This is a genomic window from Kiloniella sp., assembly GCF_048259265.1.
Lineage (GTDB): Bacteria > Pseudomonadota > Alphaproteobacteria > Kiloniellales > Kiloniellaceae > Kiloniella.
On the sequence record NZ_JBLXHT010000002.1, the window covers coordinates 16021 to 31157 of the forward strand.

14 protein-coding genes are annotated in these 15137 nt (G+C 45.8%); 9 read left to right on the forward strand and 5 right to left on the reverse strand.

Features of this window, described 5'->3' with window-relative positions; genetic code table 11:
- Nucleotides 1–39: 39 nt before the first annotated feature.
- The 9 genes from ACN0QW_RS03290 to ACN0QW_RS03330 all read left to right on the forward strand — a co-directional run bounded on the left by ACN0QW_RS03290 (nt 40) and on the right by ACN0QW_RS03330 (nt 9521).
- Nucleotides 40–1332: a replication-associated recombination protein A gene (locus ACN0QW_RS03290; RefSeq protein ID WP_417428746.1), complete on the forward strand. Its 1293-nt coding sequence runs from the start codon at nt 40–42 to the stop codon at nt 1330–1332.
- A 153-nt stretch (nt 1333–1485) separates the two neighbouring features.
- Nucleotides 1486–2163: a cysteine hydrolase family protein gene (locus ACN0QW_RS03295; protein ID WP_417428748.1), complete on the forward strand. Its 678-nt coding sequence runs from the start codon at nt 1486–1488 to the stop codon at nt 2161–2163.
- Nucleotides 2164–2321: 158 nt separating this feature from the next.
- On the forward strand, nt 2322–2702 hold the full coding sequence (crcB, locus tag ACN0QW_RS03300; protein ID WP_417428750.1) for a fluoride efflux transporter CrcB: 381 nt from the start codon (nt 2322–2324) through the stop codon (nt 2700–2702).
- Nucleotides 2699–3757, forward strand: coding sequence for an RluA family pseudouridine synthase (locus ACN0QW_RS03305; RefSeq protein WP_417428752.1), 1059 nt, complete (start codon nt 2699–2701; stop codon nt 3755–3757). Before crcB ends, ACN0QW_RS03305 begins: the two co-directional genes overlap by 4 nt.
- Before the next feature lie 13 nt (nt 3758–3770).
- Nucleotides 3771–4463 carry an HAD-IA family hydrolase gene (locus ACN0QW_RS03310; protein WP_417428754.1) on the forward strand — a complete coding sequence of 231 codons (693 nt, stop codon included), beginning with the start codon at nt 3771–3773 and terminating at the stop codon, nt 4461–4463.
- Nucleotides 4464–4514: 51 nt separating this feature from the next.
- Nucleotides 4515–5228: an ATP12 family chaperone protein gene (locus tag ACN0QW_RS03315; protein WP_299372917.1), complete on the forward strand. Its 714-nt coding sequence runs from the start codon at nt 4515–4517 to the stop codon at nt 5226–5228.
- Between the two features lie 115 nt (nt 5229–5343).
- A complete protein-coding gene (locus tag ACN0QW_RS03320; protein WP_417428757.1) occupies nt 5344–6876 on the forward strand; it encodes an acyl-CoA carboxylase subunit beta in 1533 nt (510 codons plus the stop codon).
- A 79-nt stretch (nt 6877–6955) separates the two neighbouring features.
- A complete protein-coding gene (locus ACN0QW_RS03325; protein ID WP_417429647.1) occupies nt 6956–8959 on the forward strand; it encodes an acetyl-CoA carboxylase biotin carboxylase subunit in 2004 nt (667 codons plus the stop codon).
- A 145-nt stretch (nt 8960–9104) separates the two neighbouring features.
- Complete coding sequence (locus ACN0QW_RS03330) at nt 9105–9521, forward strand: hypothetical protein (protein ID WP_417428759.1); 417 nt, start codon at nt 9105–9107, stop codon at nt 9519–9521.
- Nucleotides 9522–9676: 155 nt separating this feature from the next.
- Here ACN0QW_RS03330 and ACN0QW_RS03335 read toward each other — a convergent pair whose 3' ends face one another.
- The 5 genes from ACN0QW_RS03335 to ACN0QW_RS03355 form a co-directional block, all read right to left on the reverse strand.
- Nucleotides 9677–11047 (reverse strand): glutamine synthetase family protein, encoded by a 1371-nt coding sequence (locus ACN0QW_RS03335; RefSeq protein ID WP_417428760.1) that lies wholly within the window; start codon nt 11045–11047, stop codon nt 9677–9679.
- A 75-nt stretch (nt 11048–11122) separates the two neighbouring features.
- Nucleotides 11123–12175: a TRAP transporter substrate-binding protein gene (locus tag ACN0QW_RS03340; RefSeq protein ID WP_417428761.1), complete on the reverse strand. Its 1053-nt coding sequence runs from the start codon at nt 12173–12175 to the stop codon at nt 11123–11125.
- Between the two features lie 145 nt (nt 12176–12320).
- A complete protein-coding gene (locus ACN0QW_RS03345; protein WP_299371670.1) occupies nt 12321–13640 on the reverse strand; it encodes a TRAP transporter large permease in 1320 nt (439 codons plus the stop codon).
- Nucleotides 13640–14149: a TRAP transporter small permease subunit gene (locus ACN0QW_RS03350; protein WP_299371672.1), complete on the reverse strand. Its 510-nt coding sequence runs from the start codon at nt 14147–14149 to the stop codon at nt 13640–13642. Before ACN0QW_RS03350 ends, ACN0QW_RS03345 begins: the two co-directional genes overlap by 1 nt.
- Nucleotide 14150: 1 nt before the next feature.
- Nucleotides 14151–14984, reverse strand: a complete 834-nt coding sequence (locus ACN0QW_RS03355; RefSeq protein ID WP_417428763.1) for an N-formylglutamate amidohydrolase — start codon at nt 14982–14984, stop codon at nt 14151–14153.
- Nucleotides 14985–15137: the final 153 nt, after the last annotated feature.

Consider the following 15137-nt stretch of genomic DNA (forward strand, 5'->3'; position numbering starts at 1 on the left):
ACTTCAGTGATGTGAATGTTACCACAAGGAAGATATTAAGTGGTTGGTTTATTTGAAGATCCAACATCAAGGCCATTAGCTGACCGGCTGCGCCCACAAAAACTGGATCAGGTTGTCGGGCAAGATCATCTTGTTGGTGAAAATGGTCCGATTGGGCGCATGGTTCGGGCGCAGCGTCTGGCATCCATGATCCTGTGGGGAACGCCTGGGTGTGGAAAAACGACAATTGCCCGGTTGTTGGCCGATGTGACGGACCTTCATTTTGAACCTCTATCAGCCATTTTTTCTGGCGTTGCAGATTTACGGAAGATCTTTGAAAAGGCTCGTGAGCGAAAGGCAATGGGGCAGGGGACGCTGCTATTTATCGATGAAATTCATCGATTTAACAGAGCGCAACAGGACAGTTTTCTTCCCTATATGGAAGACGGTACAATTGTCTTGGTTGGGGCAACGACTGAAAATCCTTCGTTCGAATTGAACGCGGCGTTATTATCCCGCTCTCAAGTCATGGTGCTCAAACGCATAGATGAAGAAGGAATGGACGATCTGTTGGTGAGAGCTGAGCAAGAAATGGGGTTCGAGTTACCCCTATCAGATGAGGCTCGCCAATCAGTTATTGCCATGGCGGATGGCGACGGACGTTACCTTCTAAATATGGCGGAAGAGCTCTTTACCTTGCCGCCAGGTGAGGCTTTGAACACGGCAGATCTGGCAACAGTTATTCAAAAACGCGCCCCGATTTATGACAAAGGCCAGGAAGGGCACTATAATTTAATATCAGCCTTACATAAGTCGTTGCGAGGTTCTGATTGTGATGCGGCTCTTTATTGGTTGGCCCGGATGTTAGCGGGTGGTGAAGATCCCAATTATATTGCAAGAAGACTTCTAAGGTTTGCGGTTGAGGATATCGGTCTTGCAGACCCCAATGCAATGTCGCAGGCTTTACACGCATGGCAATCCTTCGAGCGTCTGGGATCACCAGAGGGGGAATTAGCTCTGGCGCAGGCTGTAATCTATCTTGGCACAGCACCGAAATCCAATGCTGCTTATGCTGCTTATAAAAGTAGTGTTCGATCGGCAAAAGAAACCGGATCTCTTTCTCCTCCGATGCATATTTTGAATGCTCCGACCAAAATGATGAAAGACCTTGGGTATGGAAAAAACTATGCCTATGACCACGATGCACAGGATGGTTTTTCTGGACAAAACTACTTTCCGGATAATATGCCACGCCTTAATTTCTACCAGCCGGTGGAAAGAGGCTTTGAAAGAGAGGTCAAAAAGCGGCTTTTTTATTGGCAAAAGTTACGCCAAGATCGGCAGAAAACCTGATTATTAACCAAGGAATGCAAAATCTGCGTGTCTGCCATGTATATCTGACGATTGCAGAGGTGCGACATTTTGGTGTTACTTGTAGTTAGAAATCCTAAAACAAGTTCTTGTTTTTCGAAACACAGACCACGTTCCAAGAGGGTAAGGCCAGCAATGCCAGATTATATTCGTCCGCAAAAAGATCATGTGGCACTCATTTCTCTATCTGCGCAGCGAGACTATATCCTCCCCAGTTCCCCCATCCGAGCATCCGGCCTTTCCCGTGCTATTCCTGCAATGGAAAAGTTGGTTCAGGGGTTCCGTGATCGTTCATCCCCTATTTATCATTCGATCCGCCTTTATAAAACGGATGGGTCAAATGTTGATCTTTGTCGACGCACAGCCGTCGAAGAGGGCTTGCGTATATTCATGCCGGGCAGTCTTGGTGCGGAACTAGTTGATGAAATCCAACCCGAAGGCAAAGAAGTTCGTATTAATCCGGATCTTCTTTTTGATGGCAAGTTTCAGGAAATTGGTGAAAACGAGTCAATTTTCTATCGCCCTCGTTGGGGTGCATTCCATGATACGCCTTTGGAAGATGAGCTTAGAGCCCGTGGTGTAAACACGCTTGTTCTTTGCGGTTTTTCATTTACCACGGCAACACGGGCAACAATTTATGAAGCAAGTGCCCGTGACTTTCGGGTGATTGTTGTTCCGGATGCTTTGTGTAATGCGACAGAGCAAGGTCTTCATGAACTCGGACGTATGGGCGTATACATGATGGAAGCAGACGAACTGTTATCCTGGTTGCGTGATCCCCGTGAAAGTGGCGAAAGTGAACAGGCAGCTTAGGCTGTTACGCGAATAGAAAAGCCATTTCTCTTATTTTGCCAAACAGTCTCATATTTGTTAATTAGAACTGAATGCACAGGTGCTGCCGGATTGAGTAGTCACCTTCTGTAAAGATTTTTCTTGGGTCATTCCTATTTGATCATTTTGGCAGGTATGTAATGAAGATGTTGGCTGCAGTTGCCCTTGGTGGTGCTATCGGGGCAATGGGACGATATCTCGTTATCATTATGATGGGATCTATGGTGGGAACTATGATCCCGGTTGGCACTTTGACCGTGAATGTTATTGGCTCTTTTGCGATGGGCATACTTGTTCCTTTGATTGGTATTGGTGATCTTGTGTCACAGGAACTAAGAGCTTTTCTGACTGTTGGCTTACTGGGTGCATTTACAACCTTTTCTACTTTTTCGATGGATGTAGTTGTTCTTTTCCAGCGTGATGCTATTGGGTTAGCTGCCTTGTACTTGTCTTTATCTGTCTTTCTCTCTATAGCAGCCTTTGTTGCTGGTTATTATTTAATGAGGTCTTTTTTCGTATGAGTGCCGTTACCATGGTTAAAGTTGGAACAGATGATGGCGGCGTACGTCTTGATCGTTGGTTCAAAAAACATTACCCGGCTTTTAGTTATATCCAGGTCGAAAAAATGTTACGCAAAGGCCAGATCCGTATTGATGGTAAGCGCGCAAAAGCTTCATCCCGGTTAGAGCCAGGACAGGAAATTCGGGTTCCCCCAGTTCCTGATCGTTCAACAGAAAATCGCCCGCGCAAAAATGAACCTACCATGAGCCCTGAAGAAATTCAGTACGTCAGAGATATGGTAATCTACAGGGATGATTCTGTTATTGCGTTGAATAAGCCTGCTGGCTTGGCCGTACAAGGCGGAACGGGACTAAGCAAGCATCTGGATGGTATGCTAGAAGCTCTCTGCTACGACAAGCAGGAAAAGCCACGTTTGGTGCATCGGTTGGATAAAGATACAAGCGGTGTTCTACTCCTTGCGCGAAATGCAAATTCTGCGCGTATTCTGACAAAATCTTTTAAAGGTAAAACAGCTAAAAAAGTTTATTGGGCGCTTGTTGCTGCTGTTCCACCACAAAAGAAGGGGTGGATTTATCTACCTCTGGAAAAGCAGGCTGGCGCACAGGGCGAAAAGATGGTGATCGATTACGATACCGGCAAAGAAGCTCTGACACTCTATAACATGATTGATAAGGTCGGTCGTAAAGCAGCCTGGGTTGCGTTAATGCCTTTGACAGGACGTACACACCAACTTCGTGCCCATTGCGGCGCACTAGAGGCCCCAATCCTTGGGGATGGTAAGTACGGTGGAAAAGATGCTTATCCTCTTGGTAATAAAATATCAAAAGATATGATGTTGCATGCCCGGGAAATTGCTGTGCCTCATCCTGAAGATGGTACAACGCTCAGGGTAAAAGCAGATCTTTCTCCTCATATGGTCGAGGCATGGAAAGCGCTTGGTTTTAAACAGGGGCATGGCGATGACGCGGTTGATTTGCTCGAAGGCTATGCCGGTGATCTTGCGCACTGTCCTCCACGTGAATTAAGAGACTTTTACAAATCCGAAGAATATTAAATCTGAACTAATATTGAGTGAGGTAAAGGTGCCAAGGCAGCCTTTTAAACTGGTTATTTTTGATTTTGACGGCACGCTTGTTGATAGTCAGTTCAATATTCATAACAATATGGTCGAAGCGTTTTTGCTGAACGGTCTTCCGGAACCGACCCTGGAAGATGTTCGCAGGATCGTTGGTTTGAAGCTGGAATATGCTGTGGCAGAGATGCTCCCACAGGATGCCAGCTGGGAGTTGGCCTGTATGGTTTCTGACTCTTACAGAGAATCTTTTGTTAAAGCACGACAAAAGCCTTGTTTCGAAGAACCCGTTTTTGCTGGTGTCCGGGAAATGCTTCAACGTCTGGATCGGCCAGAAACGTTATTGGCTATCGCGACGGGTAAAAATTTGCGTGGACTTAAAAAGAGCCTCGATCATCATGGATTTCATGATCATTTTGTCACGTTGAAAACAGCAGATGATGGGCCGAGTAAGCCACATCCCGAAATTCTTTATCAGGCAATGGCAGAAAATGGTGTTGAGCCACAAGATACCGTCATGATTGGTGATACGACCTATGATATAGAAATGGCCCGTGCTGCAGGTGTTTCAGCTGTGGGGGTTTCCTGGGGGTATCATGAAACACAGATGCTGTTTGATGCTGGCGCCCATATTGTTGTAAATTCCTGCGAAGAACTTCCCGAACGCTTTGCAGATCTGGTACAATAGAAACTGCGAAAAACCAGCTGTTTAATTTTAACTGATAAATAGACTGAACTGATGTCTTCTACACTTGCTTTAAAACGATTTTATAAACAGGCAACAGCCGAAGCGACGGATGAAGGATTTGTTGTTCTTCTTGATGGACGTGTTGTTAAAACCCCTGAACAGCTTCCGCTATTGTTTCCTACTTTGCAATTGGCCGAAGCTGTGGCTGCGGAATGGCAAGCACAGGAAAAGGAAATTGATGCGGCGACAATGCCGCTGATGACCCTTACTTGTACGGCAATCGATTGGGTTGGCAAGGAAAGAGTACAGGCTGAAGAAGGTATTGGAGAATATGCTGGACACGATTTGCTGTGCTATTGGGATGACAGCATGCCGGAACTTCAGGATTTACAAAAAGATGTTTGGCAACCGTTGCTGGATTGGGCAGCGCTTACTTTTGATGCTCCTCTTGTAACAACAAGTGGCCTTTTGAGCGTTGAGCAACCAGAAAGTGCGGTCTCTGCACTTAAGAAATCGGTGTGCAGTTTTCCCAATATGGAGTTGGCAGCCTTATCGACTATCGTCAGAACAAGCGGCTCTTTAATTGTGGGTTTGGCACTGTTGAAAAAACATATAGATGTTGAAAAAGCTATAGAAGCCGTACTTTTACATGAAAAATTTCAGATCGAACGTTGGGGTGCCGATGAAGAAGCTGAACAGCGTCATGTAAATATTTTAACTGAATTTCGCACTGCAATGAAATTTTTAAGTCTAATTCATGACTGACGAGTTACAGAGTACTAGTATCGTTAAACCCTACGTGCTATCAATTACGTCCTGTTAAATATCGCAGTGCAAAACTGCGCCTCGGAATTGATGACATAACAACGTGGGGGAACACGTGCAGGATATCATACAAAAGCTGGAAGCAAAGCGACAGGCTGCCAGAAGTGGTGGAGGAGAGCGTCGGGTTGATGCGCAGCATGGTAAGGGAAAACTTACAGCGCGTGAACGCATTGACGTCTTACTCGACGAAGGCTCCTTTGAAGAATGGGATATGTTTGTAGAACACCGTTGCACCGACTTCGGTATGGAACAACAAAGTGTCCCGGGTGACGGTGTTGTTACTGGAAGTGGTACAATTAATGGTCGGCTGGTTTTTGTTTATAGCCAAGACTTTACCGTTTTTGGTGGTTCACTTTCTGCTTCTCATGCGCAAAAAATCATAAAAATCATGGATAAAGCCATGGAAGTTGGGGCCCCGGTTATTGGCCTTAATGATTCAGGAGGCGCACGAATTCAAGAAGGCGTTGATTCCCTTGCTGGCTATGCCGAGATTTTCCAACGCAATGCAATGGCTTCTGGCGTTATTCCCCAGATTTCTATGATTATGGGGCCTTGTGCGGGCGGTGCGGTTTATTCTCCGGCACTGACTGACTTCATCTTTATGGTGAAAGATAGCTCTTACATGTTTGTGACTGGGCCTGATGTTGTGAAAACAGTGACCCACGAAGAAGTCACAGCGGAAGAACTGGGCGGTGCGATCACCCATAGCAGTAAATCAGGTGTCGCAGATCTTGCCTTTGAAAACGATGTCGAAGCTTTACTTGAACTCCGTCGTTTCATGAGTTTCTTGCCGTCATCTAACAGAGAAAAAGCACCGTCGAAGCCATCGGCAGATCCTGCGGACCGCGATGAATTTTCTCTGGATACACTGATCCCTGATAATCCTAATAAGCCCTATGATATGCAGGAACTTATTAGCAAGATTGTTGATGATGGTGAATTTTTTGAAATTCAACCTGACTATGCGGGAAACATTTTGGTTGGTCTGGCACGTGTTGATGGTGAGACTGTCGGCGTTGTTGCTAACCAGCCTATGGTTCTTGCCGGGTGTCTTGATATTGCGTCGTCAATCAAAGCGGCACGTTTTGTTCGCTTCTGTGATTGCTTTAATATTCCACTTGTGACGCTGGTTGATGTTCCCGGTTTCTTGCCCGGTACGTCACAGGAATACAATGGCATTATTAAGCATGGCGCGAAGCTCCTTTATGCATATGCTGAAGCCACAGTACCAAAGGTTACGGTTATAACTCGTAAAGCGTATGGTGGTGCCTATGACGTGATGTCATCAAAGCATCTACGTGGGGATGTAAACTATGCCTGGCCAACGTCTGAAATTGCTGTGATGGGTCCGAAAGGTGCTGTTGAGATTATTTTCCGTCAGGATATTGGCGATGTTGAAAAAATCGAAGAGCGCACAGAAGAGTATCGCGAAAAATTTGCGAACCCCTTTGTCGCCGCGTCGCGTGGTTTTATTGATGATGTAATCATGCCGCACGGCACAAGACGTCGCGTTTCAAAAGCTCTGCAAATGCTTAAGAACAAGCAGCAGCAGAATCCTTGGAAAAAACACAGCAATTTGCCGCTGTAAATGATGGAGCTGTTTCCAATGAAAAACAGATCTCGACTTTATAGTGTCATCATAAATCAGGGGGCTTGAAATCGTGGCCTTGTTTGAAAAAATACTTATTGCAAACCGTGGTGAGATTGCTTGCCGCGTCATCCGTACAGCTCAAAAAATGGGCATTAAAACGGTTGCCGTTTATTCTGATGCTGATGCAGCGTCCCTCCACGTTGAAATGGCCGATGAAGCTGTTCACATTGGACCGGCAGCATCCGCCGAGAGTTATCTCGTTATTGAAAAGATTATTGCTGCCTGTAAAGAAACGGGCGCACAGGCCGTTCATCCTGGCTTTGGATTTTTGTCTGAAAATGCGTCCTTTGTGAAAGCATTGGACGATGCTGATATCGTCTTTATCGGCCCGCCAACAAATGCGATTGGTGCAATGGGCGATAAAATTGAGTCCAAGCATTTGGCGCAAAAGTCAAATGTGAGCACGGTTCCCGGGCATATGGATCTGATTGAAGATGCTGACGAAGCTGTCAAAATTTCCAGCGATATCGGTTATCCCGTTATGATCAAGGCCTCTGCCGGTGGTGGTGGTAAGGGAATGCGTGTTGCCTATAATGACGAGGAAGCACGCGAAGGCTATCGTTCAGCACAAAACGAAGCCCGTTCCAGCTTTGGTGATGATAGAATTTTCATTGAAAAATTTATCGAAGAACCGCGTCATATTGAAATTCAAGTGATTGGGGATAAGCACGGTAACATCATCCATCTTGGTGAGCGGGAATGTTCCATTCAACGTCGTCACCAAAAGGTAATTGAAGAAGCGCCATCCCCGTTTCTGGATGAAGCCACACGCACGGCGATGGGATCTGAAGCTGTCGCCCTTGGCCACGCCGTAAATTATCATTCTGCGGGTACGGTGGAGTTCATTGTCGATAAAGACAAGAATTTTTACTTCCTTGAAATGAATACACGTATTCAGGTGGAACACCCTGTTACCGAGCTAATTACCGGGATTGATATCGTTGAATGGATGATCCGGGTTGCTGCCGGCGAGGAACTTGGGTTGAAACAGGATGAAGTCAAACTGGAAGGTTGGGCGGTTGAATCCCGTGTTTATGCCGAAGATCCACTGAGGAATTTCCTGCCTTCGATTGGACGTCTTGTCCGTTATGAAGCACCGGAATCAGACGAAGAGTATAACGGGCGCCCTGTGATCCGTGTGGATACAGGTGTTGAGGAAGGATCAGAGATCTCTATGTTCTATGATCCTATGATTGCCAAGCTGTGTACCTACGGCCCAGATCGGTTATCAGCTATTGAGTCCATGCGTACGGCGCTGGATTCATACTATATCCGCGGTATTAACCATAACATGGGCTTTCTTTCTGCTGTTATGTCCCAGGATCGCTTTGTTGAAGGGCGCTTGACGACAAATTATATTGCCGAAGAATTCCCAGATGGGTTCCTTGGCCTTGAAGCCACAGATGAACAGCTGAAAACGCTAATTTCTGTTGCGGCTGTTTTACAAACAAACTTATCTGAACAAACCGCGCTTGCAGCACATTTGAACGGTATTGCTGGTGTCGATATCCCAGTTGAGCTTACGGTATTTGTTGATCGTAAAACACACCCTGTTCTTATTGATCTTCAAGATGACGGATACCTAGTTTCAGGGGATGGTTTTGAAACCTTGATCCGGGGAGATTGGCTCGCTCATGAACCTGTCTTTTTCGGAGAAGTGAACGGTAAAGAGACTGTTATTCAGATTGACCGCAGAGGACCAGCACTTAAGTTAACCTTGTCGGGATTAACGGTTGAAGCATTGGTCGTCGAAAGTCGTTTGGCTGCTTATAACGAATTGATGCCAGAAAAACTGCCGCCTGACATGTCCAAGTTCTTAATGTCACCAATGCCGGGACTTTTGGTTTCTGTTGCTGTTGAAGAAGGTCAAGCAGTGAAAGCAGGTGAAGAACTTGCTGTCATTGAAGCCATGAAGATGGAAAACATTCTTCGTGCTGAAAAAGATCTCGTCGTGAGCAAGGTTTCTGCCTCAGCTGGTGAAAGTCTTGTCGTTGATCAGGTGATTATTGAATTCGAGTAAAATATTTTCTCGATATAGAACAGAAAAGGGGCGTTTTATACGGCCCTTTTTTATTGGGCGTTATCTTGTTGTGTCGATTCTGACTTATTGATGATAAGCTATTGTTGCAAAGAATAGTTTTGTCGGATGTTGATAGGAATACACTATGGATCAACTTGATCTTCCCAAGGATGTAATTTGGTCTGACCGCCGATTCTGGTTTGAAGATCTGGAGGCTGAATACAGTCAATCAGGTTCGCAAGCCCCAAGCGAACAGGCATGTGCGCTGATGATCGATTTACAGGCCACTTTCTGTGTTGGTGCTTGGGCAGCGACGATTATTCTCTGTTCTTCTATTATTCAGGCTCAAGTTAAGGAGCATGGTACTCAGCTTTCGTGGATCGATCCAAAAGAGCTTTCCTGGATGAATAAACTTAGGAACCGGATTGTTCACGGGGATAAAAGAAAGCCGGGTATCACTATTCAGGACCAATGGACAAGACGTGATGATTGGGAACAACGCGCTAGAAAGGCCGTTGAGTTAACATTCAAGTCTTTGTATTCAGTAGAATCTGTTTCCTAATCATTTACCGTCGTTTTTGAGGGCATTACTCTCAATGCAATATGCTTAGTAAAAAAAAGCCCCCACCAAGAAGGTGAGGGCTATGCGTCTGGCTTGCTTATTTGTTTGGGAAGACGGCTTGCTCAGACGCTTAAAAGGTGTTTGTGTTTATTTTCTTATGCGCGTTCGAAACCGCGGGCGACTTCCCAGTCGGTGACGCGGCGGTCAAACTCTTCTTGTTCCCATTCTGCTGCTCGGGTGTAATGGTCGACGACATCATCGCCCATGGCTGCACGCAGCATGGCAGATTTGTTCAGGGCTTTGGCTGCACCACGAAGAGTATTGGGGATAGAGCGCGCATTTTCGGATGCGTAGGCATCGCCTTTGAATTCGGCTTCAAGTTCACGCTTGTTTTCAATGCCATCAATACCAGCTGCCAGTAAGGCTGCCATGGCGAGGTATGGGTTTAAGTCGGAACCACCGACACGACATTCAATACGAATAGCTTTGGTGCCTTCGCCACATAGGCGATAGCCAGCTGTACGGTTGTCCTTGCTCCAGATTGCTTTGGTCGGGGCAAAGGTACCTTCGGCAAAACGTTTGTAAGAGTTGATGTAGGGTGCGAGGAAGTAAGTCAAATCGCTGGCGTTATGCAGAAGTCCAGCAACATACTGTCGCATCAGCTCTGACATGCCGTATTCACCATTCGGATCATGGAACAGTGCTTCTTTGCCATCCGCAGACCAAAGCGACTGGTGCACATGGGAAGAGCTACCAGCGGCATCATTATGCCATTTGGCGAGGAAGGTGAGGGCTTTACCCTTTTGCCAAGCAATTTCCTTACAACCATTCTTGATGAAGACGTGGTTATCAGCTGAAATCAGGGCGTCGTCGTACTTGACGTTGATCTCTTCCTGTCCGGCAGAGGCTTCGCCTTTTGAGCATTCAACCACAATACCGGCACCATGCAATCCATTACGGATCGCGCGCATAACGCCTTCTTCTTTGGTTGTCTGGAAGATGTGGTAATCTTCGTTGTACTTCCCAAGAGTTTCCAATGAATGGTATCCGCCTTTTTGGGCATCTTCAAAAGAGTTCTCAAAGAGGAAAAATTCAAGTTCAGAGGCCATATAGGCCTTCATCCCCATCGTTTCCAAGCGGGCGACCTGTTTCTTGAGAATGGCGCGCGGTGAATGAGGAACTTCTGCGTGGGTGTGATGGTCGAGCATATCGCACATGACAAAGGCAGTGCCTTCAAGCCATGGGACACGACGCAGAGTGCTGAGGTCCGGTTTCATGGTGTAGTCGCCATAACCTGCTTCCCAACTGGTGGATTTATAGCCCTCTACTGTTTCCATCTCCATATCGGTTGCCAGAAGATAATTACAGCTGTGGGTTTCTTTGTGGCCACCATTGACAAAATAATCAGCATGGAACCGTTTGCCCATAAGGCGACCCTGCATATCGACCTGACATACAAGGACGGTGTCAATCTCGCCGCTGGAGACGGCTTTATTAAGATCTTCAAAGGAAAGATTGCCGGACATAGCTAAACTCTTATTCTAAATGTTTATAAAGGTGTCACAGCCCGGGTGTCGGGCTGTGACATTGTAACGATGGGATTAGCTGTAACGGTAAGGTTTACCAGCTTTTTCCATTGTTTTTGCATACTTCTTGAGGATATCAACAACACGGTTGGAGCGATCGCTCTGTTCTGCTATTTCGTCCCAGAATTTGTAAGCTTCTGCTTCGACAGTTGCCCACTCTTCATCAGGAATAGTTGTAAGCTCAAGCTTTGAACCTTCGGTACGTAGCTGTGCTTCGCCACCCCAGTACCAGTGCTGACGGTAGTAGTGTGAGCTATCCATGCAGAGTTTGAAGAGTGTTTTGAGGTGCTCAGGCACTTCATTCCAACGGTCTTCGTTCGCAAAGAAAGAGCCACACCATGCACCAGAAATATTGTTGGTGAGGAAGTAGTTAGTCACATCAGCCCAACCAACAGTGTAATCTTCGGTAATACCGGACCAAGCGATACCATCAAGCTCACCAGTCTGCATGGCAACTTCGATATCTTCCCAAGGCAGTGTTACTGGAACAACACCAAAACGGGACAAGAAGCGACCAGCTGTCGGGAAGGTAAATACGCGTTTGCCTTTTAGGTCTGCAAGGCTACGGATTGGGTCTTTGGTTGCGAAGTGACATGGATCCCATGCACCAGCGGACAGCCATTTTACGCCGTCAACTTCGTCATAAGCTTCTTCCCAGATTTCATTCAGGCCGTACTGATTGAAAAGAACTGGCACATCAAGGCTGTAGCGCGTGCCGAATGGGAAGTATCCGCCAAATACAGATACATCTACAGGTGCAGCAATTGAATCGTCATCACTTTGAACCGCATCAATTGTACCCTTTTGCATGGCACGGAACAGCTCGCCCGTTGGGACCAACTGATCAGCATAGAACAGTTCGATAACCATTTCACCGTTTGCTGCTTTGTTAAAAGCATCAATAGCTGGTTTGATTACGTGCTCACCCAAAGCAGGGCCAGCATAGGTTTGCAGGCGCCACTTGATTGTGGATTGCGCGTGGACAGCTGGTGCTGCCAAAGCGGATGCACCAGCGGCACCAACAGTTGCCATACCAGCTTTTTTTAGAAAATCGCGTCTATTCGTCATCGTATAGATACTCCCTGTTTAAACTTATTAATATCCCGAGAAAACTCGAGCGGTTTAAGCTCTTTCACTTTATTCGTGTAGTTTAGTCTTCACTTTTTACTTATTTAACCTCCTGTCAAAAATCATACTTTGCATCATCCCGTGTTTAGCCTTTGACGTACTCAGGTAGCCAAAGAGCAATTTCAGGGAATGACATAACAATCACTAATGCGAAAATCATGATCAGGACAAAAGGGATCACCGAGCGATAGATATCGACTAGTGAAATTTCAGGTGGCGCCATGGCCTTCATTAAGAAAAGGTTGTAACCAAAAGGTGGTGTCATATAGGCAACCTGAACAGTGATGGTATAGAGAACACCATACCAAATTGGGTTAAAGCCTAGGCTGATAACAAGCGGAATGTAAAGTGGCGCTACAATCACCAGCATAGCGGTGTCATCCAGGAACATTCCCATCACGATATAGGAAAGCTGCATCAGGATAAGAATTTCCCAAGGGCTTAGGCCCCATTTTTCAAGGAAGAGGCTCTCGATTGCTTTGACGGCGCCAAGACCATCAAAAACGGCACCAAAGGCAAGAGCGGCCAGGATAATCCACATAAACATACAGCTGATACCCAGCGTTTGTCTGATTGTGGTTTCCAGGACTTTAAAAGTTAGTCGCTTTCTAAAGAGAGCTGCAAGCATCGCAGCGGTCGCGCCAACAGCGGAACTTTCAACAAGGCTGGTGACACCTGCGACAAAGAAGCCAGTCATAAATACAAAGATTAAAAGTGGCAGGATACCGGCTTTCAACAAGGCTAATTTTTCGCCCAACGGCATCTGACGTTCTTCTTTTGGCAACACAGGACCAAGTTCAGGCTGTAAGCGGCATCTGACAACAATATAGACGACAAACATGGTTGCCAGCATTAGGCCAGGAATTGCGCCGGCAAGCCACAAGTCACTCACGGGTTGACGGGCAATCATGCCGTAAAGAACAAGAACAACACTTGGAGGAACAAGAATACCAAGCGAGCTTCCTGCCTGAATCACCCCTGTTACCATAACCTTGTCATAACCGCGCCGAAGCATTTCGGGCAAGGCAATGGTTGCGCCAATCGCCATACCGGCAACAGACAGGCCGTTCATTGCTGAAATGAGAACCATAAGACAGATGGTGCCGATCGCAAGACCACCATGAAGAGGCCCCATCCAGACATGGAACATTTTATAGAGATCACTTGCAATTCCGGATTCAGAAAGCATGTAGCCCATGAATACAAAGAGAGGCAATGTGAGGAGGGGATACCAACTCATTAATTTTGAGGCGGCTGTGAACGGCATTTCTACGCCGCCTTCACCCCAAAGAAAAAGCGCTGCAACTGCGGCAACAAAACCGATAGCTCCAAAAACACGTTGGCCAGTTAACATCATGACCATCATGGTTGAGAACATCAGTAATGCGATCATTTCATAACTCATTACAGTGTAACTCCTCTGGCTTTGGCCAGATCTTTAAAGAAAGTTGCAGTTGCTTGTAAAAGCATAAGCAAGACACCCAAAGTCATGAGAATCTTAATTGGTGCAAGTGGGTATTGAATCAATGTGCGGGTTTTTTGCCCAACTTCAATGGTGTACATCGTGCTGGATACGGCACCGTAAAGAAGAATAACGAGATAAAACATCAAGAAAATGGACGTAAAAACATCCATCTTGGCTTTGCCTTTGGAAGACCATCTACTATAGAAAAGATCCATCCGTACGTGGGCATCTTCCTGCATGGAAAAGCCACCACCTAATAGGTAGTAAGCAGACATAAGGAACTGGGATATTGTTACGACTGAATTGATAGGAGTATCAAACAGTGTTCGGGAAAGAGAGGAATAGAGGAGTAACCCGATCATGACGAAGATAAGATGCATCGTAACCAGCCCTGTAAACCGGTTTAATGTATCAACTCCCTTGACGTAGGATCTTATTATATTGGGCATTTCAGTTTCCCAGGCTCGTTTGTTTGGTTGTTGAAGCGGTCTGAATTTGTTGATTGTCCAGAGCTTCTTTTGCTTCTTTTATTGCTTTGTTTAATAGGGATGCCATCTGTTTTTGTGTCTTTTGATCTGAGATCAAATCGTTTCTTATTTCCAGCATAACATTCATTAACCCTCTGGGTAGGGCGTGTTCAGTCAGTGTGTGTGTCACGCCGTCAACGGGGGCGTAAGGCTCGTTTAATCTCAAGACATAATCGGATGTTTGTGCCGCAAAAGACTTGATCAGCTGGTCGGCAAAACGACTGTCTTTGTCATGCAAAAAACCAATTTCGACGTCCCTTTCCTGCCCCTTATAGATGGGGGTGAAAGAATGAACTGTTATGATGACAGGTTTATGACCGTCAGCTGTTTTTTGGTCGAGGCATTTGCTTACGGCATCTTTAAAAGGCTTATAAACACCGTTTATTCTTTTGTCCCGCTCTTCTTGACTCAGGTTTGCGTTACCGGGGATTTCAAAGATTTCGCTTTGAAATGGCATAGCGTTTAATGCTTCGGGCGGCCGATTACAGTCATATACCAGTCTGGATACACACTGTTCGACAAGGGGGGCATCAAGTTGTTTCGATAGATGTTGTGCGACAGCCAATGCACCGGGGTCCCATGCGATGTGCTTGTTTATATCGCTATCGCTAAGGCCCAAGTTGTTGTATTCAGAAGGAATATGGTTAGAGGCATGTTCGCAGATAATCACATACTCTCCGTTGCCTGAAAGATTAGTCGTTTTGACCACACTTTCAGGTGCAAAATTATCAACGGAATTTATTAACTCGTTCGACAAGAACCTTACCCCAGGTATTTTATTAGCTTATTTTTGAAATTATATTTTCAGAATTGAAAAATAAGTCAAGATATTTTCTGAAAATATTATTTCAGGAAAATAAAATATGGAGAAATTTCTTCATTTGTGTTTAGACTAGGTATTGATTATCAA

Bases quoted from the DNA above. Each gene is read 5' to 3' on its own strand.
- ACN0QW_RS03295 (WP_417428748.1), top strand. From the start codon at position 1,486: ATGCCAGATTATATTCGTCCGCAAAAAGATCATGTGGCACTCATTTCT.
- crcB (WP_417428750.1), top strand. From the start codon at position 2,322: ATGAAGATGTTGGCTGCAGTTGCCCTTGGTGGTGCTATCGGGGCAATG.
- ACN0QW_RS03305 (WP_417428752.1), top strand. From the start codon at position 2,699: ATGAGTGCCGTTACCATGGTTAAAGTTGGAACAGATGATGGCGGCGTA.
- ACN0QW_RS03315 (WP_299372917.1), top strand. From the start codon at position 4,515: ATGTCTTCTACACTTGCTTTAAAACGATTTTATAAACAGGCAACAGCC.
- ACN0QW_RS03330 (WP_417428759.1), top strand. From the start codon at position 9,105: ATGGATCAACTTGATCTTCCCAAGGATGTAATTTGGTCTGACCGCCGA.
- ACN0QW_RS03335 (WP_417428760.1), bottom strand. From the start codon at position 11,047: ATGTCCGGCAATCTTTCCTTTGAAGATCTTAATAAAGCCGTCTCCAGC.
- ACN0QW_RS03340 (WP_417428761.1), bottom strand. From the start codon at position 12,175: ATGACGAATAGACGCGATTTTCTAAAAAAAGCTGGTATGGCAACTGTT.
- ACN0QW_RS03345 (WP_299371670.1), bottom strand. From the start codon at position 13,640: ATGAGTTATGAAATGATCGCATTACTGATGTTCTCAACCATGATGGTC.
- ACN0QW_RS03350 (WP_299371672.1), bottom strand. From the start codon at position 14,149: ATGCCCAATATAATAAGATCCTACGTCAAGGGAGTTGATACATTAAAC.